Source organism: Apolloniradiicaulis salifontis, from assembly GCF_053756655.1.
This window is the reverse complement of record NZ_CM132387.1, coordinates 1,258,045-1,284,740: the sequence shown is the minus strand read 5'-3', so window position 1 is coordinate 1,284,740 and position 26,696 is coordinate 1,258,045. Positions and strand designations below refer to the sequence as shown.

At 65.5% G+C, this 26,696-nt stretch carries 26 protein-coding genes; 9 read left to right on the top strand and 17 right to left on the bottom strand.

The genetic code is table 11. The features are described 5' to 3' along the window. Window positions 1–99: 99 nt before the first annotated feature. From ACWCOP_RS06240 to ACWCOP_RS06230, 3 genes are all read right to left on the bottom strand, one after another. Window positions 100–3,057, bottom strand: coding sequence for a TonB-dependent receptor plug domain-containing protein (locus ACWCOP_RS06240; RefSeq protein ID WP_478250364.1), 2,958 nt, complete (start codon window positions 3,055–3,057; stop codon window positions 100–102). Window positions 3,058–3,398: 341 nt separating this feature from the next. Further along, window positions 3,399–4,163 carry an RlmE family RNA methyltransferase gene (locus ACWCOP_RS06235; protein WP_478250363.1) on the bottom strand — a complete coding sequence of 255 codons (765 nt, stop codon included), beginning with the start codon at window positions 4,161–4,163 and terminating at the stop codon, window positions 3,399–3,401. Next, window positions 4,160–5,278, bottom strand: a complete 1,119-nt coding sequence (locus tag ACWCOP_RS06230; RefSeq protein WP_478250362.1) for a Ppx/GppA phosphatase family protein — start codon at window positions 5,276–5,278, stop codon at window positions 4,160–4,162. Before ACWCOP_RS06230 ends, ACWCOP_RS06235 begins: the two co-directional genes overlap by 4 nt. A 240-nt stretch (window positions 5,279–5,518) precedes the next feature. On the opposite strand from ACWCOP_RS06230, the gene hspQ reads away from it, so the two are divergent. The 4 genes from hspQ to ACWCOP_RS06210 all read left to right on the top strand — a co-directional run bounded on the left by hspQ (window position 5,519) and on the right by ACWCOP_RS06210 (window position 9,669). Continuing rightward, window positions 5,519–5,848, top strand: a complete 330-nt coding sequence (gene hspQ, locus ACWCOP_RS06225) for a heat shock protein HspQ (protein WP_478250657.1) — start codon at window positions 5,519–5,521, stop codon at window positions 5,846–5,848. A 99-nt stretch (window positions 5,849–5,947) separates the two neighbouring features. Next, complete coding sequence (locus ACWCOP_RS06220; RefSeq protein WP_478250361.1) at window positions 5,948–6,103, top strand: hypothetical protein; 156 nt, start codon at window positions 5,948–5,950, stop codon at window positions 6,101–6,103. A 66-nt stretch (window positions 6,104–6,169) separates the two neighbouring features. Next, on the top strand, window positions 6,170–8,365 hold the full coding sequence (locus ACWCOP_RS06215) for a TonB-dependent siderophore receptor (RefSeq protein ID WP_478250360.1): 2,196 nt from the start codon (window positions 6,170–6,172) through the stop codon (window positions 8,363–8,365). Between the two features lie 92 nt (window positions 8,366–8,457). Further along, entirely contained in the window at window positions 8,458–9,669 is a 1,212-nt protein-coding gene (locus ACWCOP_RS06210; protein WP_478250359.1) for a PepSY-associated TM helix domain-containing protein, read from the top strand. Window position 9,670: 1 nt separating this feature from the next. On the opposite strand, the gene ACWCOP_RS06205 is transcribed toward ACWCOP_RS06210, so the two are convergent. Genes ACWCOP_RS06205 through ACWCOP_RS06190 form a run of 4 tightly spaced genes read right to left on the bottom strand, consistent with a single transcriptional unit; the run spans window position 9,671 to window position 12,485 of the window. Further along, window positions 9,671–10,000, bottom strand: a complete 330-nt coding sequence (locus tag ACWCOP_RS06205; protein ID WP_478250358.1) for a YnfA family protein — start codon at window positions 9,998–10,000, stop codon at window positions 9,671–9,673. A 4-nt stretch (window positions 10,001–10,004) separates the two neighbouring features. After that, on the bottom strand, window positions 10,005–11,018 hold the full coding sequence (locus tag ACWCOP_RS06200) for a fumarylacetoacetate hydrolase family protein (RefSeq protein ID WP_478250357.1): 1,014 nt from the start codon (window positions 11,016–11,018) through the stop codon (window positions 10,005–10,007). Beyond that, window positions 11,015–11,308, bottom strand: a complete 294-nt coding sequence (locus ACWCOP_RS06195) for a nucleotidyltransferase family protein (protein ID WP_478250656.1) — start codon at window positions 11,306–11,308, stop codon at window positions 11,015–11,017. Before ACWCOP_RS06195 ends, ACWCOP_RS06200 begins: the two co-directional genes overlap by 4 nt. Window positions 11,309–11,336: 28 nt before the next feature. Next, a complete protein-coding gene (locus ACWCOP_RS06190) occupies window positions 11,337–12,485 on the bottom strand; it encodes a homogentisate 1,2-dioxygenase (protein ID WP_478250356.1) in 1,149 nt (382 codons plus the stop codon). A gap of 129 nt (window positions 12,486–12,614) precedes the next feature. Between ACWCOP_RS06190 and ACWCOP_RS06185 the strand changes: the two genes are divergently transcribed. Then, window positions 12,615–12,812, top strand: a complete 198-nt coding sequence (locus ACWCOP_RS06185; RefSeq protein WP_478250355.1) for a hypothetical protein — start codon at window positions 12,615–12,617, stop codon at window positions 12,810–12,812. 31 nt (window positions 12,813–12,843) lie between these two features. Here the strand turns inward: ACWCOP_RS06185 and ACWCOP_RS06180 are convergent, their stop codons facing one another. From ACWCOP_RS06180 to ACWCOP_RS06165, 4 genes are all read right to left on the bottom strand, one after another. Continuing rightward, window positions 12,844–13,893 (bottom strand): isoaspartyl peptidase/L-asparaginase family protein, encoded by a 1,050-nt coding sequence (locus ACWCOP_RS06180; RefSeq protein WP_478250354.1) that lies wholly within the window; start codon window positions 13,891–13,893, stop codon window positions 12,844–12,846. A gap of 84 nt (window positions 13,894–13,977) precedes the next feature. Continuing rightward, a complete protein-coding gene (locus ACWCOP_RS06175; protein WP_478250353.1) occupies window positions 13,978–14,550 on the bottom strand; it encodes a cysteine hydrolase family protein in 573 nt (190 codons plus the stop codon). 23 nt (window positions 14,551–14,573) lie between these two features. Beyond that, window positions 14,574–15,191 carry a GNAT family N-acetyltransferase gene (locus ACWCOP_RS06170; RefSeq protein ID WP_478250352.1) on the bottom strand — a complete coding sequence of 206 codons (618 nt, stop codon included), beginning with the start codon at window positions 15,189–15,191 and terminating at the stop codon, window positions 14,574–14,576. A gap of 36 nt (window positions 15,192–15,227) precedes the next feature. Beyond that, complete coding sequence (locus tag ACWCOP_RS06165; RefSeq protein WP_478250351.1) at window positions 15,228–15,800, bottom strand: hypothetical protein; 573 nt, start codon at window positions 15,798–15,800, stop codon at window positions 15,228–15,230. A gap of 103 nt (window positions 15,801–15,903) precedes the next feature. Between ACWCOP_RS06165 and ACWCOP_RS06160 the strand changes: the two genes are divergently transcribed. Then, window positions 15,904–16,896: a LysR family transcriptional regulator gene (locus ACWCOP_RS06160; protein WP_478250350.1), complete on the top strand. Its 993-nt coding sequence runs from the start codon at window positions 15,904–15,906 to the stop codon at window positions 16,894–16,896. Between the two features lie 16 nt (window positions 16,897–16,912). On the opposite strand, the gene ACWCOP_RS06155 is transcribed toward ACWCOP_RS06160, so the two are convergent. Beyond that, window positions 16,913–18,082 (bottom strand): deoxyguanosinetriphosphate triphosphohydrolase, encoded by a 1,170-nt coding sequence (locus ACWCOP_RS06155; protein WP_478250349.1) that lies wholly within the window; start codon window positions 18,080–18,082, stop codon window positions 16,913–16,915. 100 nt (window positions 18,083–18,182) lie between these two features. On the opposite strand from ACWCOP_RS06155, the gene erpA reads away from it, so the two are divergent. Continuing rightward, the gene (gene erpA / locus ACWCOP_RS06150) at window positions 18,183–18,524 is read left to right on the top strand and encodes an iron-sulfur cluster insertion protein ErpA (protein ID WP_478250348.1); all 342 of its coding nucleotides are present in this window, start codon (window positions 18,183–18,185) and stop codon (window positions 18,522–18,524) included. 23 nt (window positions 18,525–18,547) lie between these two features. Then, on the top strand, window positions 18,548–19,225 hold the full coding sequence (locus ACWCOP_RS06145) for a nitroreductase (RefSeq protein ID WP_478250347.1): 678 nt from the start codon (window positions 18,548–18,550) through the stop codon (window positions 19,223–19,225). Window positions 19,226–19,288: 63 nt separating this feature from the next. Here the strand turns inward: ACWCOP_RS06145 and ACWCOP_RS06140 are convergent, their stop codons facing one another. After that, window positions 19,289–19,690 carry a hypothetical protein gene (locus tag ACWCOP_RS06140; protein ID WP_478250346.1) on the bottom strand — a complete coding sequence of 134 codons (402 nt, stop codon included), beginning with the start codon at window positions 19,688–19,690 and terminating at the stop codon, window positions 19,289–19,291. Window positions 19,691–19,722: 32 nt separating this feature from the next. On the opposite strand from ACWCOP_RS06140, the gene ACWCOP_RS06135 reads away from it, so the two are divergent. Continuing rightward, the gene (locus ACWCOP_RS06135) at window positions 19,723–20,514 is read left to right on the top strand and encodes an exodeoxyribonuclease III (RefSeq protein ID WP_478250345.1); all 792 of its coding nucleotides are present in this window, start codon (window positions 19,723–19,725) and stop codon (window positions 20,512–20,514) included. Between the two features lie 21 nt (window positions 20,515–20,535). Here ACWCOP_RS06135 and ACWCOP_RS06130 read toward each other — a convergent pair whose 3' ends face one another. The 4 genes from ACWCOP_RS06130 to ACWCOP_RS06115 form a co-directional block, all read right to left on the bottom strand. After that, window positions 20,536–21,435 (bottom strand): alpha/beta hydrolase family protein, encoded by a 900-nt coding sequence (locus ACWCOP_RS06130; protein ID WP_478250344.1) that lies wholly within the window; start codon window positions 21,433–21,435, stop codon window positions 20,536–20,538. Window positions 21,436–21,491: 56 nt separating this feature from the next. Further along, window positions 21,492–22,608 (bottom strand): peptide chain release factor 2 gene (gene prfB, locus ACWCOP_RS06125; RefSeq protein WP_478250343.1). Its coding sequence is split into 2 segments (ribosomal slippage): window positions 21,492–22,538 and window positions 22,540–22,608, totalling 1,116 coding nucleotides; the frame shifts between segments, so codons are not numbered across the junction. Between the two features lie 84 nt (window positions 22,609–22,692). Continuing rightward, a complete protein-coding gene (locus ACWCOP_RS06120; protein ID WP_478250342.1) occupies window positions 22,693–25,251 on the bottom strand; it encodes a penicillin-binding protein 1A in 2,559 nt (852 codons plus the stop codon). Window positions 25,252–25,326: 75 nt separating this feature from the next. Continuing rightward, entirely contained in the window at window positions 25,327–26,586 is a 1,260-nt protein-coding gene (locus tag ACWCOP_RS06115; RefSeq protein WP_478250341.1) for an N-acetylmuramoyl-L-alanine amidase, read from the bottom strand. Window positions 26,587–26,696 lie beyond the last annotated feature (110 nt).

Below are 26,696 nucleotides of genomic sequence, written 5' to 3'. Positions count from 1 at the left end.
GGCGCCGTCGAATTCAAGTCGCCCTGCGGCAGGGCTCGGCGCGAAAAAAAGGCCGGGGAGGTCTCCCTCCCCGGCCTTCTTCAGCCTCGTCTGCGGGGTCTAGAACTCGGCGCTGACGCCGGCGTAGTAGGAGCGGCCAAGGGCGCCCACCGGGGTCTGCTGCGTGCCGATATCCGGAAGCTGATTGCCCAGATTGTTCACGCCCGCATAGAGCTGGATCGCATCGGTGAAGCCGTAGCGCACCTGCACGTCATGGGTCCAACGCTGATCATACATGATGAACTCCGGGCTCACGATGTCCGGATCGCCGGCGGTGACGTTGCGGTCGAAGCGGCGGGTCTCGTCATACCAGTTCGTCCCGTAGTTCACGGTCCAGCGGTCCATGTTCCAGGTCACGTCGGCGGTGGCCTGCCATTCGGGATAGCCGGCGTCGCCGGCCTGCTCGTCAGGCTCGGAGTCCGGCAGGTCCTGCAGGGTCAGGCTTTCCAGGTGAGAGCCGGCCAGCGAGAGGGTGAACGTGCCGATGTCACGCTCCATGCCGAAATCACGCGGATCATTGAGATACCGCGCCGAAAAGTCGACGCCCGAAGTGGTGTAAGAGCCCACATTGACGAAGAACTGATCGAAGAAATCGATCTGGCCGGTGGCCGGATCGCGGCTGACCAGGTCACAGAACTGGTTGGGAAGCGGCAGGTCGACGCATTGCTCGGCGAGCGCCTGCGGGCTGACGCTGAGGATCGCGTCCTCCAGCTCGATGTCATAGTAGTCCACCGCCACCTGCAGGCCTTCGATGAAACTCGGCGTAAACACCACGCCATAGGTCACCGTATCCGCGGTTTCAGGAACCAGATTTGGATTGCCGCCGACGCGGCCCTCGACCGTGGAGGACTTGGTGTCCTCGAAGGTCGACAGATCGACGCCGAGGATCGCCTGGCAGTTCTCGAACCGCAGATCGGTGCCCTGATCCACCGCACGCCGGTCGCAAGGATCGGCCACGAAGGCGAAGGTCTGGGTCTGCGGCAGGAACAGATTGGTGATGTTCGGCGCGCGCACCGCCTGAGCGACCGTGCCGCGCAGCATCACCTGCTCGTTGATCCGCCAGATGCCGCCGACTTTCCACGTGTCGGTCTGACCGGCTGTGGAGTAGTCGGACCAGCGATAGGCGGCGTCGATGGTCAGCTCTTCGATGAAGGGCAGACCGGCGAGCACCGGCGCTTCAATCTCGCCGAAGAATTCGGTGACGTCGAACGAACCCGACGAATCGGTCCGCTGGCCGATCCAGCTGATATCCTGTCCCAGAGCCGCCGATTCCTTCTCGATGTCGGAGGCGAAGGCGCGGGATTCTTCTTCACGGTATTCCGCGCCGAGCACCCACTCGACCGGACCGCCGGGAAGCGAGAAAAACACTTCGCTGTCGCCCGCGAGGAAGGCCTGGAAGACGCTCTGCTCGATCTCGTCGCGATAGGTCTGGGTGTCGGTGATCCAGGCCGCGGCTTCGGGGGAAATATTCTCACCGAAGACATTGGCGGGGACGCAGCCCGAATTTGCGCCCGGCGTGAACGTCGTGCCGAACAGAGCCGGATCAAGACCGCCGGGAACGGCGGTGGGGTCCAGGTCCGACCGGCAGACGATCTCGCCGGTCGCCGGGTCCACCACCGAGTCGATGGCGGCCAGGAAGCGGTCTTCCAGCCGGTCGCCGTAATAGTCCGTTTCCGCTTCGGTACGGCCATAGACGTAGGACGCTTCGTAGGTCAAACCGCCGAGCACGTCGAACTCACCTTCAAGGCCGGCCACCGCGCGCAAGGTCTGACGCTGGATGTCGGTGCCCGTGAAGCCGAGGTCGAAATTGTCGCGGCCCATGAAGACCGTGCCGCCGCCGGCTGAGGCGCGGATCGAGTCGGGCATGAACGCGGCATCGCCGGCGATCGGGATGAAGTAGTCAAAGGTAGGCTGGCCCTGGAATCCGGTATTGGTCTCGACGTATTTCAGCTCGCCGAACAGGGCGTGGTTGGGGGTGAGGTCGTAGCGCGCGGTGGAGTTCAGCACGACGCGCTCGTTCTCGGGCAGAACCTCGTCGACGAAATCGTCCAGGCGCGTGCCGGAGCCGCCAATGGTGATGAAGCCGCCGGTGTACTGGCCCGGCCGGTACACATCGCCATTGCCTTCAAAATTGATGCCCGTACCGGCCAGGTCGCCGGGAACGCCGGAGAAGTCGGTGTAGACAAGGCCGCCTCGGGCGGTGTCGATATAGCGCGCGTCGCGCACGAAGATGCGGTCGACGACATTGGGATCATCGCCGTTGAGCTCGGCGGGATTATCCACCAGCGTCCAGCGGCGGCCGGGCGTAAGGAAATCGCGATCGCGGGCGTTCAGGCTGGTGTCATGAGCGTATTCGGCGGCCAGCGTCAGGTTCAGACGGCCGTCGAGGAAGTCGCGGCCGGAAAGCGCGCTGACGAACACATTGTCGGCGCCGCCCGCCTCGGTCGTGCCGACCTGAGCGCGGACCTGATCGCCCACATAGGTGTCGCGCAGCACGAAGTTCACCACGCCGGAAACGCCGTCGGCCCCGTACACCGCCGATGCGCCGCCGGTGAGCACTTCAACGCGCTCGACCAGGCCCACCGGGATGGTGTTGATGTCCACCGAGGCCGAACCTTCGCTCTGGGCCACATGGCGGCGGCCGTCCACCAGCACCAGCGTGCGCTCGGTGCCGAGATTGCGCAGGTTCAGCAAGTTCAGGCCGGCGGATCCGGAATTGCCGGTGTCGGCGCTGTCCTGGCTGTCAAACGAGTTCACCAGGGCGGGAAAGTCCTGCAGGAAGTTCGTCAGGTTGGTGGCGCCGGAATTCTGGATGTTCTCGGCGTCGACAGAGACGACCGGAGCGGACCCGGTGAAGTCTTCACGCACAATGCGCGAACCGGTGACGGTGATGGTGTCGGCCTGGGAGGCTTCGGTCTCGCCCTCTTCGGCCTGGGCGAAGGCGGCCCCGGAGAGCGCCATGCCGGTGAAGCCCGCCAGAATCGTCGTCCGGGTCAGTCCGGATTTGAAGTTTCGCATGTGGTTTCCTCGAATGAAGGTTCGATGACAAAAATCGAAGACCCCCTCCCTGCACTGGCGGCGTGCAGTCGCACAATCGCGAGCGCTGCGATCAGCTGGCAATGATCTGCCGCGCGCAACACGATCGTTGTAAATCCGTCACGCAATGTGGCGGGAATAAGAAATACATTATTTTTCAGTAACTTCTGGAACAACTTCTGAGGTCTATAAATCAGCTCTTGTTCGTAAATTTGAAAACGGAGCGTAGCGGCGGCTCCATCCGCAGCATCCATGGCGCAGAAAACGGGCTGCGATTTGATGCGGCGGCGAGCAGAACGAGGCCGGTCCGCGGACGGCTCGCCCTACCCCTTGAAGCCCGTGGCGATGAGGAAGGTTTCCGCACTTTCCTGACGGCTGGCGGGGGGCTTGTAATGGCGCACCTTGGAAAAGCGGCTCTTCAGGAGATCCAGCAGCTCGGTGGTGGCGCCGCCCTGGAACACCTTGGCGACGAAGCCGCCGCCGGGGCGCAACACGTCCATGGCGAAGTGAGCGGCCAGCTCCACCAGCGCCACGATGCGCAGATGATCGGTGGCCTTGTGGCCGGTGGTCCACGGCGCCAGGTCGGAAATCACCAGATCGGCCGGACCGTCCAGCGCCTCCTTGAGAACCGTGTCGGCGCCCTCTTCGGTGAAATCCAGGGTGAGAAGGATCGCGCCGGGTACCTGCTCCATCTCCAGAAGATCGACGCCGGCCACGTGGGACGCGCCGCGCCGCAGCGCGACCTGCGTCCAGCCGCCCGGCGCGGCGCCCAGATCGGCGATGCGCATGCCCGGCTTGATGAGGTGGAACTTGTCGTCCAGCTCGATGAGCTTGTAGGCGGCGCGCGAGCGATAGCCGTCCTGCTTGGCGCGGGCCACGTAAGGATCGTTGAGCTGGCGCTCCAGCCAGAGCTTGGAGGAGTATTTGCGCCCGCGCGCAGTCTTCACACGGGTGTGAAACTGCTTGGCCGCGCGCGCATCGCCGCCCTTGGTCACAGGGCCCGAGCGCCGGCGCCGGCGCTTATCGTCGCCTGCGCCGTCTTCACCGCCCTGGCCGCCCTCGCCGTTTTCGTGATCGTCCTGGCTCATGCTTCGTCCTTCCCGGCGGCCGGGCGTCCGCCTGATCCGCCCCGCTTGCCGCGCCGCCGGCGCGGCCGCATGAGATTGTGCAGCATGCCCTCGCGCAGGCCGCGGTCGCCGATGCGCACACGGCTCACCGGCCATGCATCAAGCACCGCTTCATAGATGGCGCAGCCGGCCACAACCAGCTCGGCGCGCTCCTCGCCGATGCAGCCCTCCTGCGCCCGGCCCGCCCGATCGCGCGACGACAGGCGGTCGCAGGCGGCGCGCGCCTCGGGAACGCTCATCCACAGACCGTCCACCCGGTCGCGCATGTAGCGCTCCAGATTGAGGTGGACCCCGGCCACCGAGGTGACGGTGCCCGACGTGCCCACCAGATGCGCCTTGCCGGCGTTGAACACCGGGCGCATGCGCCGCGCGCCCTTGGGCGGTTTGAGATGCTTCGCGGCGTGGGCCTTCATGGCGCGATACCATTCGGCGCGCGCCGCATCGCCTTCGGGTTCGGGAAAGTGATCGGAGAGGGTGACGACCCCCAGCGGCATTGTGGACCAGCCGCGCAAAGGCGGGCGGCCGCCCGACGCGTAGCCTCCGCGAGCGCGCCATTCAGCCAGATCCACCCAGCACAGCTCGGTGGACCCGCCGCCGATATCCAGCACCAGCGCCGCGTCCATGGTCTCGTCCATGAGATCAAGACTGCCCAGAACCGCCAGGCGCGCTTCCTCTTCCGCGGTGATGATCTCCAGCGGCAGGCCGGTGGCCTCGATGGCGCGGTCGATGAACTCCCGACCGTTCTCGGCGGCGCGGCAGGCCTCGGTGGCGATGCAGCGCATCTTCACCACCTCGCGCTTCTTCAGACGCTCGGCGCACACTTTCAGAGCGGTGATAGCACGCTCCATGGCCGCCTCGGACAACCTGCCGGACGCGGTCATCCCCTCGCCCAGGCGCACGATGCGCGAATAGGCGTCCACCACGCGCAGGCCCTTGCCCTGGCGGCGCGCCAGCAGCAGGCGGCAATTATTGGTGCCCAGATCGATCGCTCCGTAGACGGGGTCGGACGCGCCCTTGCGTCGGCCCCTACTCGGGCGCGGCCGCGCCGGTCCGGATCCGGCTGCGTCCTTTGCCATGTCGTCTGTCCTTTTGTGTCCGGCGGATCGCCCGTCCGGCGCGCCGGTGCGGCGCAAGCTCAGACGGGGGTGAACCGGACATATCCAATACCGTTTGTGACAGGATAACACGCTTGGCGCGAAGGAAAAGCGGCGCATGAGCCGGCATGCCGCGATCAAGACCAGCAAGGGGTCTCGAACCTGCGCCGCGAAGGCTTATGTTTAACGCTAAAGCAAGGGAGAGACTTCACCATGGCCGCCATGAGACAGGCCAAATTCGCCATCGGAGACGTCGTGCGTCATCGCCTCTTCCCGTTTCGGGGGGTGATCTATGACGTCGATCCCGAGTTCGCCAACTCGCAAGAGTGGTGGCTGTCCATCCCCGAGGAAATACGTCCGAAGAAGGATCAACCCTTCTACCATCTGCTGGCGGAGAACGATCAGACCTTCTACCCCGCCTATGTGTCGGAGCAGAACCTGGTGCCCGACGCCCATAATGGCGGCGTGGCCCATCCCAAATGCGCCGAACTGTTCGAGGGCTTCGATGGGGAACGCTACGTGCTCAAGCGGTCCAATGCGAGCGTGAACTAACCACGTGCGGCTCACAGCCTGCGGCCGCCGCAGATTTCACAAAGGATCGCGGTCGAGTGTTTCGCCGCCGTTTTCACGCTGCGGGACGCGGGCTTCTGCATGCGGATTGCCGTTCAGCTGAAGGCGGTGCGGCTTGAACCCGACCTGAAAACCGGGCGGCCCGGCCCCGGCCACGTCCCCACCCCCAACGCCCTGCTGGCGCTCGTCAGCGCTTTCGCCGGGCCCCCATGGGCGCCCGGCGGAATCCGGTATTGACAATCATTCTCATCTTTGGTTTTTGCGGATCATTCTCATTTGCACCCCCTTGGGAAGGATCTTTCGATGCGTACGCTTCTCGCCGGCGTTTCCGCCGCAGCCATCCTCACGGTGTGTGTCGCCGGACCGGCTTTCGCCCAGATCAGTGAAGCAGCCGACCGCACCGCCGACCCGGAAGACACGATCGTGGTCACAGGCCGCGCCAGCGCCCTTTACCGCATCGGAGAGATTGAATCCGGCAAGCTGCCGATCGATCCGCTCCTGTCCACGCAGACGATCCAGATCATCAACGAGCAACTTATCGAGGACCAGGGCGCGCGCGACGCCCAGGATCTTTACCGCAATCTCGCCGGGGTGGATTTCTTCAGCTACGCCGGCGTCACCGCGCGCGGTTTTCGCCAGGAGGAAATTTTCTTCGACGGGCTGCGCGGCGATCCCTACGCCGGCTTCTCCGTACCGCAACTCTTCAACATTGAACGTATCGCCTATCTCAAAGGACCATCGGGAATGCTCTACGGCCCCGGTGCGCCGGGCGGTCTGTTCAATTACGTCACCAAGAAGCCCCGGTTCGAGGAGTCGATGGAGACGCGCCTCACCGTTGGAACCGAGGCGCGCTATGGCGCCGCCATCGAGGCCGAAGGCACGCTCTCTGAACGGGTGGCCGCGCGTGCGGGCGTGTTCTTCGAGGACCGCGACCTTCCGCGCGCCAACGCCGACAGCACATCGCAGATTGTCGACGCCGGCTTGCTCGTGGATCTGGGCCGCGGGGAGCTGACCCTGCAGGCGACCCATTACGATCAGGATCTGGGCGCCAACCGTCTGCGCGGCGTTCCGGTGGATGATTTCGGCCGCTTCCGCACCGACCGGCGCTGGAACCATAATGAACCGAGCGACTTTCTGCGCCTGCAATCCACCGTGCTTCAGGCTCTTGTGGACTATGAGCTGACCGACTCGCTGAGCGTCGATTTCGGCCTGCGTTACAATGACGCCGAGGAACGGCAACAATATCACGAGCCGCGCGGCCTGTTCCCGCGCCAGAATTCGCTTGGCCAGTTCGTCGACGCCTCAGGCGCGGCCGTGGCCAACCCTGCGGACGCCGAGCTGGTCATGGTTCGCGAGTTCCGCGACCAGCTGCGTCCGGGCGAATCCTGGTCGGCCGGCGCCAACGCCATATGGGAGACCGAAATCGCCGGCATGGCCAATCGCGTGCTCGTGGGGGCGGACTGGTTCACCGACGAGCGGGGGCTGGTGTACGACCTGGCCCGCGGCGACAACGTCTCCGGCAACGACGGCCAGCCGAACCCTCTCGGGCTGCTGAACCCTGATTACGGTCAGACCGATCCGTCGACCTACACCACGGTGGCGCCGTTCGGTGACCGCTTCTTCGAAGCCGAGCGGGCGGGCGCTTATCTACTCAACGAGCTGACGGTGGATCGCCTGATCCTCACCGGCGGCCTGCGCTTCGACAGCTTTGAAGACGTCACCACCCAGCGCTTCGATGACGGCCGTGTGGTCTCGGGAAGCGCAGAGGACGAGGCGCTGACCTACCGGCTCGGCGCGGTCTACCGCGTCACCGACGAGGTCTCCGCCTTCGTGCAGAGCGCCGACAGTTTTGAACCGGCCGGGCCGGGCTCGTTTGATGCGGACGGAAACCTCATCGATCCGTCCGAGGGCGAAATCGTCGAAGGCGGCCTGCGCTTTGCGCTGAACGGCGGACGCCTCCAGGGCACGGTGGCGGCATACCATATCGTGCGCACCAACATCGCCCAGGCCGATCCCGATCCGAACGCCCCGGCCGGCGCACTGATCACCTTCGGCGAGATCACCAGCGACGGGTTCGAGACCACGATCGCCGCCGACATCACGCCGAACTGGGTCGGCACGTTCAGCTACGCCTATAACGATGCGCGCATCACCGAAACCACGGGAGCGAGCATTACAAACGCCGTGGGCGACCGCTTCGCCAATGCGCCGGAGCACTCGGCCGGTTTCTGGACGCGCTATCAATTCCCGCAGATCAACACCGCGATCGCGTTCGGCGGCGATTATGTGAACGTGCGCCAGTCGCTCTCCGGCCAGAAAGTACGTCCCTATCTCATCTTCGACGCCTCGCTGATCTACGAGACGGATGTGTGGCGCGCCGTGCTGCGGGCCGACAATCTGTTTGACGAAACCTATGCGGCCTCCGGCTTTATCGACCGTACGGGGCACTTCCCCGGCGAGCCGCGCTCGATCTTCCTGGAGATCGGACGGCGGTGGTAGAGGGACCCGTCAGCCAGGGGAACGCCAACCCGGCCGCGAGCAGGCCTCCGGCCGGGGCGGGTGCTCCCCCTGCCCGCGCCAGCGAGCCGAACGTGAAAAAGCGTTCCATCTGGTGGCGCCTGCATCAATGGGCGGGCCTGCAGATGTCGCTGTTTCTGGCTTTCGTCTTCGTGACGGGCACGCTGGCGGTGTTCTCCTATGAGATGGACTGGATGGCCCGGCCCGCCATGTGGGCGGCGCCGACACCGGTGGAGGACCGGGTGAGCTGGGGCGCGGTCGGCGACGCCGCCTCGGCCCATGCGCCGGACGCTGAAGTCCTGAACGTCTACGGCCCGATCCATCCCGCCGCCACATTCGACGTGGTGATGCGCGGTGAAGACGGGCCGTTTCACATCTATGTCGACCCACGCACCGGCGAGGTGACCGGGACCGGGCCGTGGCCCGGGTTTCAACGCTTTCTCAGGAACGCTCACCGCCATCTCATGATCCCGGTGAAATGGGGCGTGTCGCTGGTCAGCCTTGCGGCGGTGTTCCTGGCGTTCAGTCTCGTCACGTCGTTCTGGGTCTATAAAAAGTGGTGGCGGGGCTTTTTCCGCCTGCCCAAGGGGCGCACGGCGCGCGCCTTTATCGGCGATCTGCATCGCTTCGCCGGGCTCTGGTCGATCTGGTTCGTCGTGCTGATGATCCTCACCAGTTTCTGGTATTTCGCCGAACAATGGGGCGCCGCCGCGCCAGCCGCGAACCCGTCACGTCCGCCGGCCCCGATATCGCTCGCGCAAGGCCCATCCCTCGCCGCGACTCCCGTTGCGACCCCCGGCGCGGCGGTGAACCGTGCGGTGGACGAGCTGCTGTCCGAACGCCCGGATTATCGCATCGCCCAGGTCTACTGGCCACGTGGCGAGGACGGGCTGTTCCAGATCCACGGCCATTCGGGCCGCGCCATCCTGGTGCGTCCGCGCGCCAACGTGGTCTGGGCCGATCCGGCCACCGGCGCGATTCTCGGCGATGTGGATCCATCGCGCCTGAGCCTTCACACCCGCATCGCCGAGGCCGCCGACCCGCTGCATTTCGGCACGTTCGGGGGCTACTGGACGAAGACGCTCTGGTTTGTTTTCGGCGTGTTCTTGAGCGGACTGGCGATCACCGGCGTGGTGATCTACGCCCTAAGGATCGCCAAGCAGGACAAGGCGCCGCCGCGCTGGCGCACGGGGCTTGTGAAATCCTGGCGCAAGATGGGCCGGGCGCGCTGGCTGGCGGCGGGGCTTGTCGCCCTGCCCTTCGTGCTGGCCCCGGTGGTGCTTTAAGTCAGGCGACGGTTCGCGGCGCGGCCAGAATGACCATAGCGCCGAGCAGGCAGATCGCCGCGCCGATCAGGTCCCACCGGTCCGGTCGCAGCCCTTCCATGAGCCACAGCCAGGCCAGCGAGCTTGCAATATAGACCCCGCCATAGGCCGCATAGGCGCGCCCGGCGGCGATCGCCTCCACCAGGGTCAGCAGGTAGGCGAACAGGGCGAGCGAGGCCAGTCCGGGGACGACCCACCACATGGATTTGTCGAGCCGCAGCCACGCCCAGAATGCGAAGCACCCCGCAATTTCTGCAAGCGCTGCGGCCAGATAGACGGCGATCGTCCGCACAGGCTCACCCTTCGTAGCGCACCACCGTCTGCTCGATGGCGCCGAAGATGGACTTGCCGTGATCGTCCAGCATCTCGATACGGATCACATCGCCCGGCGTCATGAATTTCGTCTTCGGCTCGCCGTCGTAAATCGTTTCGATCATGCGGATCTCGGCGATGCAGGAATAGCCTTTTCCGCCCTCGCTTACCGGCTTGCCCGGGCCGTCGTTTAACTTGTTGGAGATGGTGCCCGAACCCACGATGGAGCCGGCGGTGAGCGGGCGGGTTTTCGCGGCGTGGGCCACCAGCTGCGCAAAATCGAACGTCATGTCCACATGACAGTCCGGCTCGCCGAATTTCTCGCCGTTGAGCCAGCTGGTGAGCGGCAGGTGCACTTTGCGCCCATCCCACTTGTCGCCAAGCTCGTCCGGCGTCACCGCCACCGGGGAAAAGGCCGTGGGCGGTTTGGACTGAAAGAAGCCAAACCCCTTGGCCAGCTCGCCGGGGATCAGGCCGCGCAAGGACACGTCGTTCACCAGCATGATCAGCCGGATTTCCTTCGCGGCGGCGTCCACCGACAGGCCCTGCGGCCCGTCCCCGGTGATCACCGCCACCTCGCCTTCAAAATCACAGCCCCATTTGTCATCGCCCAGGGGGATCTCTTCGCGCGGTGAGAGGAAGGCGTCGGAGCCGCCCTGATACATCAAAGGATCGGTCCAGAAGCTCTCCGGGATTTCCGCGCCGCGCGCCTTCCTCACCAGCTCCACGTGATTGACGTAGGCCGAGCCGTCCGCCCACTGGAAGGCGCGGGGCAGCGGGGAGAGCGCGTCATGCTCGTGGAAGCGCTCGCGCGGGATCGATTCGCGCATCAGCTCCTCGGACAGGCTGCGCAGCTCCGGCTCGCAGCGCGCCCAGTCATCCAGCGCCGCCTGCAGGGTGGGCGCGATCATGGTGGCGTCGGCGCAATACGCCAGATCCTTGCTGACCACCACCAGGCGGCCGTCGCGGGAGGTCGATTTCAGTGTGGCGAGTTTCATGGGGCAGTATCCTCGTAAACTAGCAATCCGTGATCTAGGACCGCGGGCAATACTATTTGGTCATCATCACACACAAGCCAGAGGTCGATCTCAAGGCCGGTCAAATCGCATAAGTCGTTAGCCCACCTTCTTTTACGAAATGGGAATATCCCCTCCGCACTAGCGTGCTCCGAAGCACCAACCTCGACCGCCACATCGAGATCGCTCTCTTCACAATGGCAGCCTTTTGCTCGCGAACCAAATATCCAAAGGCGAATAATTTCCGGCTCGTTAGAGGCCCAAATTCTCACAGTTTCAAAGACTTCTTTAAGTTCCACCCTACTCCGCCGCGGCCTTCGGCTTCCAGCTGTTCACGTAGTCGGGGTTCTCCACGCTGGCGGCGCCGTCGCCCACGTCCAGGGGATCGCGGGTGTCGATCATGACGGCGTATTCGTCAGTGGCCGGTTTCTTCTGCTCCATCATGTTGTTCAGAGCCTTCGGATGCGGGCCGTGGGTGAAGCCGGAGGGGTGGAAGGTCATCATGCCCGCATCGATATTGTCACGGCTGAAGAAATCGCCGGCGTGGTAGAACAAGACCTCGTCGTAATCGTCATTATTGTGGAAAAACGGCACCTTAAGCGCGCCGGGATCAGTCTCGAACGGGCGCGGCGCGAAGGTGCACACCACGAAGCGGTCCGACAGGAAGGTGGTGTGGGCGCTGGGCGGCAGGTGGTAGCGGTGGCTCATCAGCGGCCGGATATCTTTCACGTTCAGGCGCACCGGATGCAGCTCGCCATGCCAGCCCACCGCGTCCAGCGGATTGTAGGGATAGGTGATGGTGGAGACCTGGCCGCGCTTCTTTACCTGCACGGTCCATTCGTGGTCTGCGTCGGCCTGCTGGGCGCGGAACGCCTCGTCCATGGCCGGCACGTCCAGGATCGCCGGATCGAACACGGCGTGGGGACCGGCCAGACCCCGGTCCGGCAGGGTGTAATGGGTGTTGGTGGCCTCCACCATGAGCACGGCGGTGGGCGCAGAGGGCGCCAGGCGCCACATCGTCCCGCGCGGCAGGACGACATAGTCGCCGGCGGCGTACTCCAGATGCCCGAAATCGCAGAACAGCGACCCCGTGCCCTGATGGATGAACAGGAGCTGGTCGCCGTCGCCGTTGCGCGCGAGCGTCTCCATGGCGCCGTCCAGCTTCCAGAAGCGGATATCGATGTTGGAATTGCCAAGCACGCTCGCCGCGCCCCAGGGTGAGGCTTCGGCGATGTTCAGACGGTTCAGATCAAAGGCGCGGGGTTTGAGCGGACCCTCAAAATCAGTCCAGCCGGTGGGCGGGCGCTTGTGATGCAGGAAGGCGGCGGGGCCGAAAAACCCCTCCTTGCTCATCTCGCGCTCATAGGGCGCCTCTTTTGGAAAGTCGGCGTGCGCCTGACGCGAGGCGGTCCCTTCGGTGCGGCTGGCGTAAATCCATTTGCGGGCCATGGGGGCCTCCAGTGATGACGTTCTGCCTTATCAATTTAGTTACATTTGAAACTAAATGAAAGGGCGGCGTGGTGCTTGACCTCATCGTACCTGTCCGCATCATCGGATCTGTTCTAATCGACGGATACAATGAGCGACGCGCCAAAATCCCCCTCAGACGACGAGCGGCAAGGTGGTTTGAAACGTGCAGGGTTCAGCCTTGGCGCGTTCGTGATCACGCTTGGCTTTATCTGGATCGTCTTCGAGAATCTGGCGTTGGCGCTTATGGTCGCCCTGGTTCTCGCCGGCGGCGCGCAGGCCCTTCAGCAGAAGGTGAAGCGGGACTGACCGGCGCGCGCCATTCCAGGCGCGGCGGCTGTCAGTCCTCATCCCCATAGATCGACACCACGGCTTCACCGCCCTCCACAAGGCTCGCGCGATACATGCCGGCGGTGTTGAAGGCCCAGGCGGGCTGGCCGTGGGCGAGCATGACCACGCCGCCATCGCCGCCGAGCGCGGTCAGCTCGTCCATGATCACAGCGCTGAGCGCCTCGTCCGCGCTTTGCCCGGCTTCGAGATAGGTGCAGATGCGCGCCGCCACGTTGAGGCGGATGAAATACTCTCCGGTTCCGGTGGCCGAGACGCCGCAGTCCGGCGTGGCGTAGGTGCCCGCCCCGATGATCGGCGAATCGCCGACCCGGCCCCAGCGCTTCGAGGTGGTCCCGCCGGTGGACGTGCCTGCAACGATCTCGCCGGTTTCGTCCATGGCCACGACGCCCACAGTGCCGAACGCATGCTCGCGCTCCATCAGGTCCAGCGCGCCTTCATTGACGGGCTCAGGCTCGGGCGCGCCTTCGGGGCGGGCGGGGATGTCAAGGCCAAGGCGCGCATTCTGGCGCTCCATGGCGGCCCAGCGCCGCTCGGTGAAGAAATGGCTCGCCGGGACACGCTCCAGCCCCTGCTCGCCGGCGAACGCCTCCGCGCCGGGTCCCTGCAGCATCACGTGGGGGCTGTCCTCCAGCACCCGGCGGGCCAGCGTAATGGGATGGCGCACCTGGGTGACGCCTGACACAGCGCCGGCCTGATAATCCGAGCCGCGCATGATGGAGGCGTCCAGCTCGTTGCGGCCTTCGGAGGTAAACACCGCGCCGCGCCCGGAATTGAATTTCTCGTCGTCTTCGAGGGCGCGAATGACGGTCTCCACCGCGTCCATGGCCGATCCGCCACCGGCGAGAATCTCGCCCCCCGTCCGGACCGCATCCGCCATGGCGGCGCGGTAGGCCGCCTCGGCGGCGGCATCCATGTCGCCGCGCTCGATCACCCCGGCGCCGCCATGGACCACGATGGACCAGCGCGGCGCGTGATCATCGGCGAACGCGGGGCTCGCGGCGGCGGCGGCGCAGGCAAGGGCGGCGGTCAAAAGGCGCATATCGGTCTCCCCGGGCTATCAACGCCCCCAGAGCAGCGCGTTCGCGCGCCGCGCGCAAGGGGTGACCCTGCGCCGGACCCGATTTCAGAAATGATCAGCCGCGCGCGCGGCGGCGCTCGCCCGGGGGCGCAGCACCGGGAGCCGCTCCAGCGATGTGGAGCGCTCCATGCGCCGCGCCGAGTCGATGCACAGGGCGCGATTTTCTTCAGACGCCCATTCGCCCACGTCGGCGGCGCCCACCGCCTCCTCGATCAGGGTCAGCGAATGGCCGCGGTCCTGGGCGTCAAACAAGGTGGCGCTCAAGGAGGTGCCGGCGGAAAAACCAATCAGATAGGCCTGCGAGCCCAGGCTTCCCTCCAGAATTCCGTCCAGATCCGGGTGAGCGTAGGCCGACACGCCCGCGCGGCGCAGCAGTACCTCGCCGGGGCGCGGCTCGCAGCCCGGGATCGGCTGGGTCATGCCCATGCCCGCCATCAAGGGGCCGCCCTGATGAAGCTGGGCGTGGACCAGGGTCCAGGCGTTGGCCCGCGCGGCGGCGATGATGTCCGCGCACAGAGCGCCGATCTCCTCGCCGTCGGGATCCGCCCAAGGGCGGCCCGGCGCGGCGAACTCCATCTGGAGGTCAAGGCAAAGAAGAACTGGAACGCCTAACAGCATCACGCCGCTCCCTTTATCGCCGTCTAGCGCGCCGGTTGCACGCTGCGCGCCCGCTCATATTGCGCCGGCGACGCACCCCGGCGGATGGATTCGTCCAGCGGCCCCGGCCGGTCCCAGTCACCCTCCGGCCTGTCGAGGACGAGAGGGTCGCTGTCCATGGTCAACGCGTCTGGATGGGGATCATACCGCCCCTCCACTTCAGCGTAGGCCCTGTCGGAGAAAACGAAAACCCCGCGATGTTCACGATGTGTCAGGCCGTGGCGCCGCTTCCAGTACTCCAGCAGCTGATGCTGAACCTGACCCATGAGCAGGGTGTAGCCCTTGCGGCGCAGGATCTCGATCGCGGTCTCCATGATCAGCTTGCCGGCATGACCGGAGCGCGCCTGCGGGCGCAGGGCGACCCGCTCGATCTTCACGAACCCGGCGAACCAGCGCATGCGCAGGCAGCCCACGGGCTCGTCGCCCATCTCCACGATCAGATGGGTGGCGCCGGAGAAGTCATTGCCGTCATATTCTTCCTCATAGGGGCAGTCCTGCTCGTGCATGTAGACGAGCGCACGCACCACCATGACCTTCTGCAGATCGTCCAGAGAACGCGCCACGCGCACCCGTAAACGCGGCTCGAATTCGTCCGCCAGCATACCGTCCATCATTCGCCCCCAGTGGCTTGGTTGTTTTCAGGACCGTTCATGCGCGGGCACCCAGCCCAGAAAGGCGCCGCCTTTGGGCCCGTCCAGCGCTGCGGTCATCATCTGCCCTTCCCGGCTGACCGGGCGGGCGAACAGCGCGATGTCGGGGAAGGCCCGGCGGCGCGCCTCGGTGACCGCGCGAACGACCGCGCGCTTGGCGTGAGGCGTCGATCCGGTCAGGCACCAGACATAGATCGCGTCGGCGCGCTCACCGGGCTCGCACAAATGCTCAAGATCCGGGTCAGCGGGCGAAAACCGCCGGTACATCAGGGCCTTGAAGCCGTGCGCGTTCAGGTAAAGCAGCGCAATGAAGCCGTCGGTGAGCCCGGCCTCGTCGGTGCGGCGGAAAAAGCAGCGCCGGGTCTTCAGCTCGCACGCGCGCACCCTCTCGGCCGGAACGAGCTCGCCGCCCAGCGTCCGGGCGCCCAGATCCAGCGCAGCTTTGATGTCGGCGAGGTCGGCGCTGGGCGTGAACCCGCGGCGCGCAAGTATGTCACGAAGCTTATCCGTCCGCGCAGCTTCACCACACGCAGACTCGCCTTGCAGACTGTAGTCGTACATATTCGCCCCCCGCAACGTTAAGCGCTTGTTTACTTTTTCGATGCGCAACGTGCGTCTGCGATGTTGGAATGGCCCCCATACGCAAATCGGACGACAGCAGACGATGACCCCCACTCCGCGCCCGCAATTGTTTGACTGGGATGATCTGAGAATCTTCCACGCCCTGGTGGCGGCCGGTACCATGAGTGCGGCGGCGCGACGGCTCGGCATCGGTCAGCCCACGGTGAGCCGGCGCCTGGAGCAGCTTGAGACACGCATCGGCGCCCGTCTTGTGACGCGCGGCGCCGACGGGGTGGAGCTGACCGATGTGGGCGAGCGCATCTGGACCCAGGTCCAGATCATGCAGTCCACCGCCGGCGACATCGAACGCATTGCTCACCAGGCCGACCGCGCCGACGCCGGCACGGTTCGCCTGGCGGCGCCTGAGGGGCTGGCCGGGTTCTGGATTGCGCGTCACCTGCCCGGCTTTGTGGAAGCCAACCCATTGATAAATCTGGAGATCTTGACGCGGGTGGAGGGCGAAAGCGCGCCGGAGGGCGCCGACGTGACCTTGCAGATGGTGGAGTCCAAGCGCATGGCCTATGTGGCCAACCAGCTGGCCACCCTGCACTACGTCCCGTTCGCCTCACGCCATTATCTGGACACCTACGGCCCGCCGTCGGGACTTGCCGACGTGCTCAACCACCGCATCGGCGATCTGGTGAGCTATCGCCAGCAGCAGACCCACTGGCCCAAGGAGGCCAGCGCCATCAAGCAGATGATGAACGCATCGCTGACCACCGACAGCTCGGCGGTGATCAGCGAGGCGACCCGTGCCGGCGCGGTGATCTCCATGCTGCCCACCTACGCCGCCCACACCTTTCCGGGCCTTGTCCACGTGGATATGGGGCTGGTGGTGCCGATCACGCTGTGGATGGTCTATCACCCCGACCAGCGCCGGGTGACGCGGGTGAGGAAGGTGATCGACTGGCTGCGCGAGATTTTCGACAGCGCAGACTATCCCTGGTTCCGCCGCGATTTCGTCTCACCGTCCGAATTCGGCGACGTGGAGACGGTGACCGTGCGCGGCGAACGCCCGAGGCCGAAGCCGATCTAGACGGCGCGCCGCCCCTTCAGCGCCACCCCTCCACATGGAAGAGCTTGCCGTGCTCCTCCACGGCGAAGCGGTCGGTCATGCCGGCGATATAGTCGCACACCGCGCGCGCCGTGGCCCGGCCGCCCGGACCTTCCGCGCCGCGCTGGATCTCGGTCGGCAGCAACATGGGATCAGCGAGGAAGGCGTCGAACAGGTCGCGCACGACCCGCTTTCCCTTCTCCTTCATGCGCTTGACCTTATAGTGCAGATACATGTTGGCGTAGAGAAAGCGGCGCACCGCGGCGAGCTTCTCGGTCATCTCTTCCGAAAAACTCACCACCGGCCGGCCTAGCGCGCGCACCGCCTCGGGGCTGTCCACACCGCTTTCGGCCAGCCGGCGCCGGGTTTCGGTGAGCACGTCTCCTACCATCTCCCCGATCATCTCGCGCACCGCCTCGTGGATCAGGATGGTTTCGCTGATGCCAGGAAAGCGCGCGCGGGAGTTTCTGAACGCCTCGCCCACCAGCGGCAACTCCATCAGCTGATCAAGCTCCAGGATCCCTGAGCGCAGCCCATCGTCAATATCGTGATTGTTGTATGCGATGTCGTCGGACAGCGCCGCGATCTGCGCCTCCACGCCGGCATGGGTGTGCAGCTCCAGCTCGCGCCAGCCCTCATAGGCGGTGAAGCCCCAGGGCAATGTGGCGGCGTCCTCGCCGGCGCCCATGAGCGGGCCGTTATGCTTGACCACGCCCTCCAGCGTCTCCCAGGCCAGATTGAGGCCTTCAAACTCGGGATAGCGGGTCTCCAGCTTGGTCACCACGCGCAGGGTCTGGGCGTTGTGATCAAAGCCGCCGAACTTCGCCATGGCGTCCTGGAGCGCGTCTTCGCCCGAATGACCGAACGGGGGATGCCCCAGATCGTGGGCGAGCGCGGCGGCCTCGGCTAGATCCTCGTCCACGTCCAGCGCCCGGGCCAGCGTGCGGGCGATCTGGGAGACCTCCAGAGAGTGGGTGAGGCGCGTGCGATAGGCGTCGCCTTCATGGGCGACGAAGACCTGGGTCTTTTCCTTCAGGCGGCGGAAGGCGCTGGAATGGATGATCCGGTCGCGGTCGCGCTGGAAGGCGGTGCGCATGGCGCTTTCGCCCTGAGCGAAACGGCGCCCGCGGCTGCTGGCCGGGTCGCAGGCATAGGGGGCGCGCGCCATCTCTGTCTCCAGAATAATGAGAGGCCTTTGCAAGACCGGGTGCAAAGCTCCATATAACAGGGCAGTATGAAACGCGAACCCCGCTCTTTCGGAGGCGTCCATGGCCACCACGCTGGCATCCGCCAATATCTCACTTTCGCCCAGCGCCGCGGCGCAAATCAATCAGATCATGAAGGCGCAAGGCGCTGAATTCCTGCGCGTTTCCGTTGTCGGCGGCGGCTGTTCCGGCTTTTCCTACAAGTATGATCTGGTGAGCGAGGCCGAGGCTGACGATCTGCGGATCGAGAAGGACGGCGCCACGGTTCTGATCGATCCCATGAGTGCGGACTTCCTCAATGATTCGGTTATCGACTATGTGGACGAGCTGATCGGAGCGAGCTTCCAGATCAGGAATCCGAACGCCACCGCCGCCTGCGGCTGCGGGACGAGCTTCTCGATCTAAAACACTGTCCCCGGGGGGGATTCATGAGCCTGACGGTTTCGCAGGCGCTTCGGCGCCGCAGTTCCACGCGCGCCTTTCTCGACACCCCCGTCCCCGCCAGCGAGGTCGAAGCGCTGCTGGATACGGCGCGCTGGTCGGCGTCCGGCGGCAATGTGCAGCCCTGGAAGGTGGTGGCCGTCGCCGGCGAGGCGCGCCGGCGCGTCATCGACGCGGTGAAGCAGAAGCTTGAGACCGACCCGTTCACCAACGAGGCGCGCTTTCCGGTCTATCCTGAAAAGCTGTGGGAGCCCCATCGCTCCTGGCGCTATGAGCTGGGCGAGGACATGTACGCGCTGATGGGCGTGCCGCGCGAGGACAAGATGGCGCGCCTCAACTGGCTGATGCAGAACTATGAGTTCTTCGGCGCGCCGGTGGGCCTGTTCTTCATCATCGACGAGCGCATGAACCAGAACCAGTGGGCGCATCTTGGCATGTTCATGATGAGCTTGTGCCTCGCAGCCGAGGAAAAGGGCCTGGCTACCTGCATGCAGGAAGCCTGGACGCCCCATTGCGACACCGTCGCCAAGGCCATCGGCGTGGAACAGCCCGACATCGTCTATTGCGGTCTGGCGCTGGGCCACGCCGACCCGGACGCGCCGGTGAACCAGCTGCGCTCCAAGCGCGCTGAAGTGAGCGAGATCGCACGGCTGGAGGGGTTTTAGGGCGCTTTTCCAGCACGCCCCTCAAGGTCGCCCAGGTCTCACGAGCAGGGCATGATCAACCCCTTAAAACCCGCAGGTCAGCCTGCCCTCGCACAGGGGCGCGACGCTGACGAAGGCGAGCCAGGCCAGCAGGGCCACAAGCCAGAGCACCGGAATGAAGAAGGCCAGCCGTACGCCGGTCCAGGGCGCCTTGAACAGGGTGAACGCCACCCAGCCGAGCACGAAGCCCAGACCGCCGGCGACCGGACCGCCGAGCATCAACGCCATGACGGCGTAATACGCGGCCATCATGGCGTCGCTGGTCGCGCTGGCCCCCGCCGCCGTCATCAGCGTGGGCACGTAGAGCCCCGCCCCGCCCACCGCGATGGCCAGCGCAGCAAGGCTCGCCCCCAGCATGGCCAGAACGGCGAGGAACGTGTACCGCTTGGGCTCCAGCGCGCCCGCGCCTGCGTCGATATCGGCCATGGCTTTTCTCCGCCTGCATTCAGGACTGAACGATGACTCTCACCCTCGCCTCGTGGAACGTCAACTCTATCAAGGCGCGCCTGCCTAATGTGCTCGACTGGCTGAAGGAGAAGGGCCCGGACATCGTCTGCCTGCAGGAGATCAAAACCGTCGACGACGCCTTCCCGCGCCTGGAGATCGAGGACCTCGGCTATAATGTCGAGACGGTGGGCCAGAAGAGCTATAACGGCGTGGCGATCCTGTCCAAGCGCCCCATCGAGGAGATCGCCCACCGGGCTCTGCCCGGTGAAGAGGACGAGCCTCAGGCGCGCTATATCGAGGCGGTGATCGCTGCTGAAACCAGCCCGGTGCGGGTCGCCTCCATCTATCTGCCCAACGGCAATCCCTCGCCGGGGCCGAAATATGATTACAAGCTCGACTGGATGAAGCGCCTTAGGGCGCGCGCCGCCGAGCTTCTGACGCTTGAAGAAGCGGTGATCCTCGCCGGCGATTACAACATCATCCCGCGCGATGACGACGTGCACGACGCCGCCGCCTGGGCGGGCGACGCGTTGATCCGCGAAGAAAGCCGCGACGCGTTCTCGGCGATCAAATGGCTGGGATACGCCGACGCCTTTGAGCAGGCCGACGGGCGCGCCCACCAGTACACGTTCTGGGACTATCAGGCCGGCGCCTGGCCGAAAAACAACGGCATTCGCATCGATCATCTCCTCCTTTCCCCGCAAGCCGCCGACCGGCTTGAGAGCGTGGAGATCGACCGGGGCCCGCGCGGCGAGGAAAAGGCCAGCGACCACACGCCCATCATCGCGACATTCCGGCTGTAGCGGCTTTCGCCGCCGGACGCGTCAGTGCACCGCGCGCTCAATCTCGCGAATCACAACGCGCCAGGCCGGCGCCGTGGGGTCGATCAGCTCGAAATGGCCGGCGTCCTCGATCTCGATCAGGCGAACATCATCGCCGGCCGCCTCAGCTCTCGCGGCGTAGGCCTCGCCCAGCGCAGGCGGCACGATGGGATCTAGCGCGCCCGAAACGATCACCTGGGGAACGCCCAGCGGTAGAAGCCGCGCCGGGCTGGTGTCGGCGTAGAGATCAGCGCGCCCCTCGCCAACAAGTGACGCAACGATCTCCGGCTCGCCGCACCGGCCCGGCCCCGTGGCGGCGTAGTCTTCCAGATCGTTGAGGCCGGCGAGCGAAATCACCGCGTTGGGCGTGAACGGATCGGCGCCGGCGCGCGGAGCCCCCGGCGCACCCTCGGGCAGGCGGGCGCGCGCGGCGCTCCACAGCGCCAGATGCCCGCCGGCGGAATGGCCCACCATGACCGTGCGCGTCAGATCCAGCGGATGGTCTTCGCTTAAAGACCGCACATGGTCGGTGGCGGCGGCGACCGCCTGAAACGTGCCCGGATAGCCGCCGGTCTCGTGGCCGACACGCGGATAGGTGATGTTCCAGACCGCGTAGCCGCGCCTCTTCAGATCGGCGTTAAGCTGATCCTGCAGGATCGTGCCGGGAATCTCCGCCCGCCAGCATCCGCCGTGGATCATGATCACCAACGGATGCGGACCGGCGCCGGCCGGCAGCCAGAGCTCGCCATAACGTTCCTCGCCCTCACCATAGGCGATGATGTGATCGGCGGCGTCGCGCTCCCGGTCCAGAAGATCGCGCCAGGTGATCGGGCGCTGATCGGCATAAGGGTCAGAGACGCAGGCGGCCAGCAGAAACGGGAGCAGAAGAGCGAGATGTTTCATAGCGGTATTTGCGCCCGGCAGGGGCGGCGGGGCAAGGCTCCGCCTCTTCCGCACGCCTATTCGCTCTCGTGCTCGGCGCCGACGCGCTGGGCGAGAGCCGCCGCCATGAAGGCGTCCAGATCGCCGTCCAGCACCCCGCCGGTATCAGAGGTCTCCACGCTGGTGCGCAGATCCTTGACCATCTGATAGGGCTGCAGGACGTAGGAGCGGATCTGGTGGCCCCAGCCGATATCGGTCTTGGAATCAGCTTCCGCCTGGGCGGCCTCCTCACGCTTTTGCAGCTCCAGCTCATAGAGGCGGGCGCGCAGCATGTCCCAGGCGTTGGAGCGGTTCTTGTGCTGGGAGCGCTCGTTCTGGCACTGCACCACGATGCCGGTGGGCTCGTGGGTCAGGCGCACCGCCGAATCGGTCTTGTTGATGTGCTGACCGCCGGCGCCGGACGCGCGGTAGGTGTCCGTGCGCACATCTTTTTCGTCGATCTCGATATTGATCGTGTCGTCCACCAGCGGATAGGTCCACACGCTGGCGAAGCTGGTGTGGCGCCGGCCCGACCCGTCAAAAGGTGAAATGCGCACCAGGCGATGCACCCCGGCTTCAGTCTTCAGCCAGCCATAGGCGTTCTCGCCCTTGATGAGGATGGTTATTGATTTGAGCCCCGCTTCCTCGCCGGCCTGGGCCTCGATCACCTCCACCTTGTACCCTGAGCTTTCAGCCCAGCGCGTATACATGCGCGCCAGCATGCTCGCCCAGTCCTGGGCCTCGGTGCCCCCGGCGCCGGGATGGATCTCAAGATAGGAATCGTTGGCGTCGGCTTCCCCGGACAACAGCGCCTGCAGCTCGGCCTTGCCGGCGCGCGCGCGCAGCTTCTGAAGGGCTGCGCGCGCCTCGGCGAACAGATCCTCATCGCCCTCCGCCTCTGCCAGCTCGGCGACTTCGAGATTATCAGCCAGCTCGGCCTCAATCTCGGAGACCTCGCTCATGGAGGCGTCGAGCTTGTTGCGCTCCTTCATGAGCGACTGGGCGCGGGCGGGATCCTCCCACAGGGCCGGGTCCTCGGCCTTGTCGTTCAGCTCATCGAGCCGCTTCTGCGCCGTATCCCAGTCAAAGACGCCTCCGGAGCAAGGCGGTGGACTGTTGGATGGCGGCGTTCAGATCAGAGATTTCGGCGCGCATGGGCAAGCATCCTCGGCAGAGCGGAATTTTGAAAGGTTACAGACCAGGGGCTTAGCAAAGCCCCCACGCCGCACACAAGACGGATCAGTAGAGATCGCCCAGCTCGTCGGACGGCTCTTCCTCGCGCGGCGCTTCGCTTTCGCCCTGGCGCTGAGCGCCGCGGCCCAGGGCGCCGGCGCCGAAGCTGAGGGTCTCCTCGGCGTCGCTGGCGCCGCGGCGGGGCTCGGTCCCCGGCTTGAACGCCTCCAGGATGACGCCGGGACGCCCGATCACGCCGGGCCGGCCGGTCTCGTAATCCACCGGCGCAAGATTGACGCCGTCGGGCACGCGGAAGTTCGCGATGGGGTATTGCTCAAGCACCGGCCCGAGAAAATCGCGCGCGATGGGCGCGGCGACCCGGCCGCCGGCCTCGCCGGAGCCCAGCGGCAGCGGCGTGTCGAAGCCCACATAGACCCCGACCACCAGATCCGGCGAGAAGCCGACAAACCAGGCGTCGCGAAAATCGTTGGTGGTGCCGGTCTTGCCGCCCAGCGGCCGGCCCAGAGAGCGCAGCGCGGTGGCCGTGCCGCGCTCCACGGCGCCTTCCAACATATGCACGACCTGATAGGCGGTCACCGGATCGATGACCTGCTCTCCGGCTTCGGTCAGGACAGGCTCTTCGAGCCCCGGCTCCCACTCTTCCACATCGCAGCCAATGCACTCGCGTTCATCGCTTCTGAAGATGGTTTCGCCAGAACGCGCCTGCACCCGGTCGATGATCGACGGCTCCACCAGACGCCCACCATTGACCATGGCCGCATAGCCGCCCACCAGATTGATCAAACGCGTTTCGCCGGCGCCCAGCGCCATGGCCAGTGTCGGCTGAAGATCCTCGTAGATACCGAAGGCTTCGCCATATTCGGTGATGGGACCCATGCCCATTTCCTGGGCCAGGCGAACCGTCATGACGTTACGCGACAATTCCAGGCCGCGGCGCAAGGTCGAGGGGCCGTAGAAGACCTCTGAATAGTTCTGCGGGCGATAGAAGCGCGTCGACTCGTCGCCGGACGCCACGAAGGGCGCGTCCAGAATGATCGAGGCCGGCGTGTAGCCGTTGTCCAGCGCGGCGGCGTAGACGAAAGGCTTGAACGACGAGCCGGGCTGGCGATTGGCCTGAACCGCGCGGTTGAACTGACTTTGGGCGAAAGAATAACCGCCCACCATGGACAGCACCCGGCCGGTGAACGGGTCGATGGCGAGAATCGCGCCGTTGACCTCTGGGATCTGGCGCAGGCCGTAATGGTCATCCGCGACCGTCTGCCCGGGGGCGTCCTCGGCGACGAGATCTTCAACAATCACGATATCGCCCAGTTCCAGCACATCGCCGGGAGCGCGCACGGCGCCGCCGGTGCGCGGGAAGCCTTCGTCGTCGCGGCGCGGCTCGCGCGCCCAATCCAGAGCGTAAAGCGGAATCTTGCCGCGTGCGCCATCTGCAAAGCCGATATCGGCGTAGGCGCCCGTCAGCTCCAGCACCACGGCAAGGCGCCAACCGTCATCGAGGTCGGCCGGCGGATCGATCTCGCTCAACTGCTGGGGCCAGGCGTCGAAACCCTCCAGCGTCATCAGCGGCCCGCGATAGCCGTGGCGGCGATCATAGGCTTCCAGCCCGTCGCGCAGCGCCCGGCGCGCGGCGAGCTGCATGGAGGTGTCCAGCGTTGTGCGGATCGACAGGCCTTCGCGGTAGAGCTGGTCCTCGCCGTAGCGGTCGAACACGTCGCGGCGCACCTGCTCCACGAAATATTCCGCGGCCAGATATTGCTCGCCCTCAAGCCGGTCGACGGTCTCCAGGGGCCGCTCCATGGCCGCCTCGGCGACCGCGTCGGTGACATAGCCGTTGGCGGCCATGCGCGAGAGCACGTAGTTGCGCCGCCCGATCGCGGCCGCCGTGCGCCTGGTCGGGTGATAGTTGTTCGGGGCCTTGGGAAGCGCGGCGAGATAGGCCGCCTCCGCCAGCGTCAGCTCGTCCAGCGACTTGTCGAAATAGTTCAGCGCCGCCGCCGCCACGCCGTAAGCGCGATTGCCCAGATAAATTTCGTTGAGATAGAGCTCCAGGATCTGGTCCTTGGTGAAGGCGCGCTCCATGCGCCTTGCGATGACGATCTCGCGCACCTTGCGTTCGATGCGCTGTTCGGAGCTGAGCAGAAAGTTCTTCGCCACCTGCTGAGTGATCGTGGAGCCCGACTGCAAAGGCGCGCCGGGATTGCGTATCCGCGTGATGACCGAACGGATCCCGCCGCGGATCATGCCGAACAGATCCACCCCGCCATGCTGGTAAAAGCTCTTGTCCTCGGCCGAGAGGAAGGCGGCGATGACGTCGGGAGGAATATTCTCGATGGGCACGAAGACGCGCTGCTCAATGGCGTATTCGGCGATCAACTCGCCATCGCCGGCGTGCACGCGGCTCATGATCGCCGGCTGATACTCGGCCAGCTGCTGATAATCGGGCAGATCCTGGGTGACGCGCACCGTGTAGACGATGGCGAAAATCACAAATACGACGCCAGCCAGCATAGCGGCCCCGCCGCCCCATAGGACGGCGCGCAGCGCATTCTTCCAGGTGAAGAGCTTCATGAAATCCTCGTCGCCCACGCATGCTTGATGCACGGGCTTTTGCCGCCCTCGATTGGCGCCATTATGGCGATCGCGCGGTTAAACGCCACCATTGGGCGCGACGCAAGACTAACGCGCCGAGCGCCCGCCCGGTCCAGCCGCCGACGCAAGGTATCCGGTGCGCTCGTCACCGCCGCCGCAATGAATGAAGTGCTGGTCCACGGCCGCGACGACCGCGTTCATCAGCCGGGACAGCTGGCGCTCGTCATTGAGCATGCGCGCATCGTCAGGATTGGTCAGAAAGCCCATCTCGAACAGGACGGCGGGGATCTGGGAATCGATCAGCACGGCGAGATTCGCGCGGTCGATCTCGTTGCGCCAGAGCGAGCGCGTGCGGCCCACTTCGGTGAGCAGCATCTCGGCGAACCGGTCGCTCTCCTCGACTTTCTGCGTGATGGTCATGTCGCGCAGAATCTCGGTGGCGATGGGCGAACGGCCGCGCTCGACCCAGTCGCCGTCGGTCTCCGCCTGGCGCCGGGCCCGGTCCATGGCCCGGCCGTTCATGGACATCACCGAAGCGCCGCTGGCGCTGCGGCTGGCGTCCGGCGACGCATTGGCGTGCAGGGAAATGAACAGATCCGCCTCAAGATCGCGGGCGATCCGCGGACGCTCGTTCAGATCAATGAAGACGTCGGTGTCGCGCGTCATCACCGCATCATAACGCCCGGTCGCCTCCAGCAGGTCGTGAAGGATCAGGCCCGCGGCGAGATTGACGTCCTTTTCATGGCCGCCGCCGAAGCGGGCCGGCGCCCCCGGATCGCGTCCGCCATGGCCGGGGTCGATCACCACGCGCACCACCGAGCAGCTGGGCGGAAGCGTGTGTTGAGGCGGCGCCGGGGAGGACAGCTCGGTGGAAATCGCCGAAAGCAGTTCGGCCATGTCGTCAGTGTCGCTGAAGCCTGACGCCTGCAGGAAGGCGGCCCGCGACACAGGCGCGACATCCACGACGGTGCGATAATCGCCGTTCGGCAAGGGATCCAATGTTATGTGGCTGCGCACGGCATAGGGGCCGGTGAGGTCAAAGATGATGCGTGGAGCGCCGGACTGCGCGTCGAACACGAACGCGCCCACCGCCGCGCGGCCAAGCCCTCCGGCCTCAAGGCCGGGTACGTTGAAGCGGGCGCCGCGCGGCAATTCCAGCACCAGGCGTTCTGTGGGTTCGGCCAGCGTCATGACACGGGTCCGCACCGGGGCGGAGGTCTCCACCACGATTCGCGTCATGTCGGGGTGCTCGCCAAAGCGCACTGCGGTCACGTCGTCGCCGCGCGCGGCGCCGCCAAGCGCGGCGAAAAAGCTTGCAGTCAGAATAATCGTCAGCAGCCGTAACACGATCTCACCATCCCTATAGGGCTTTGCAACACCTTGCATTTTCCGCCTCTTAAAGGCCGGGCGGCGCATGCGGGAAATGGCAGACTACCCCGGACGCCTTGCGATTCGGT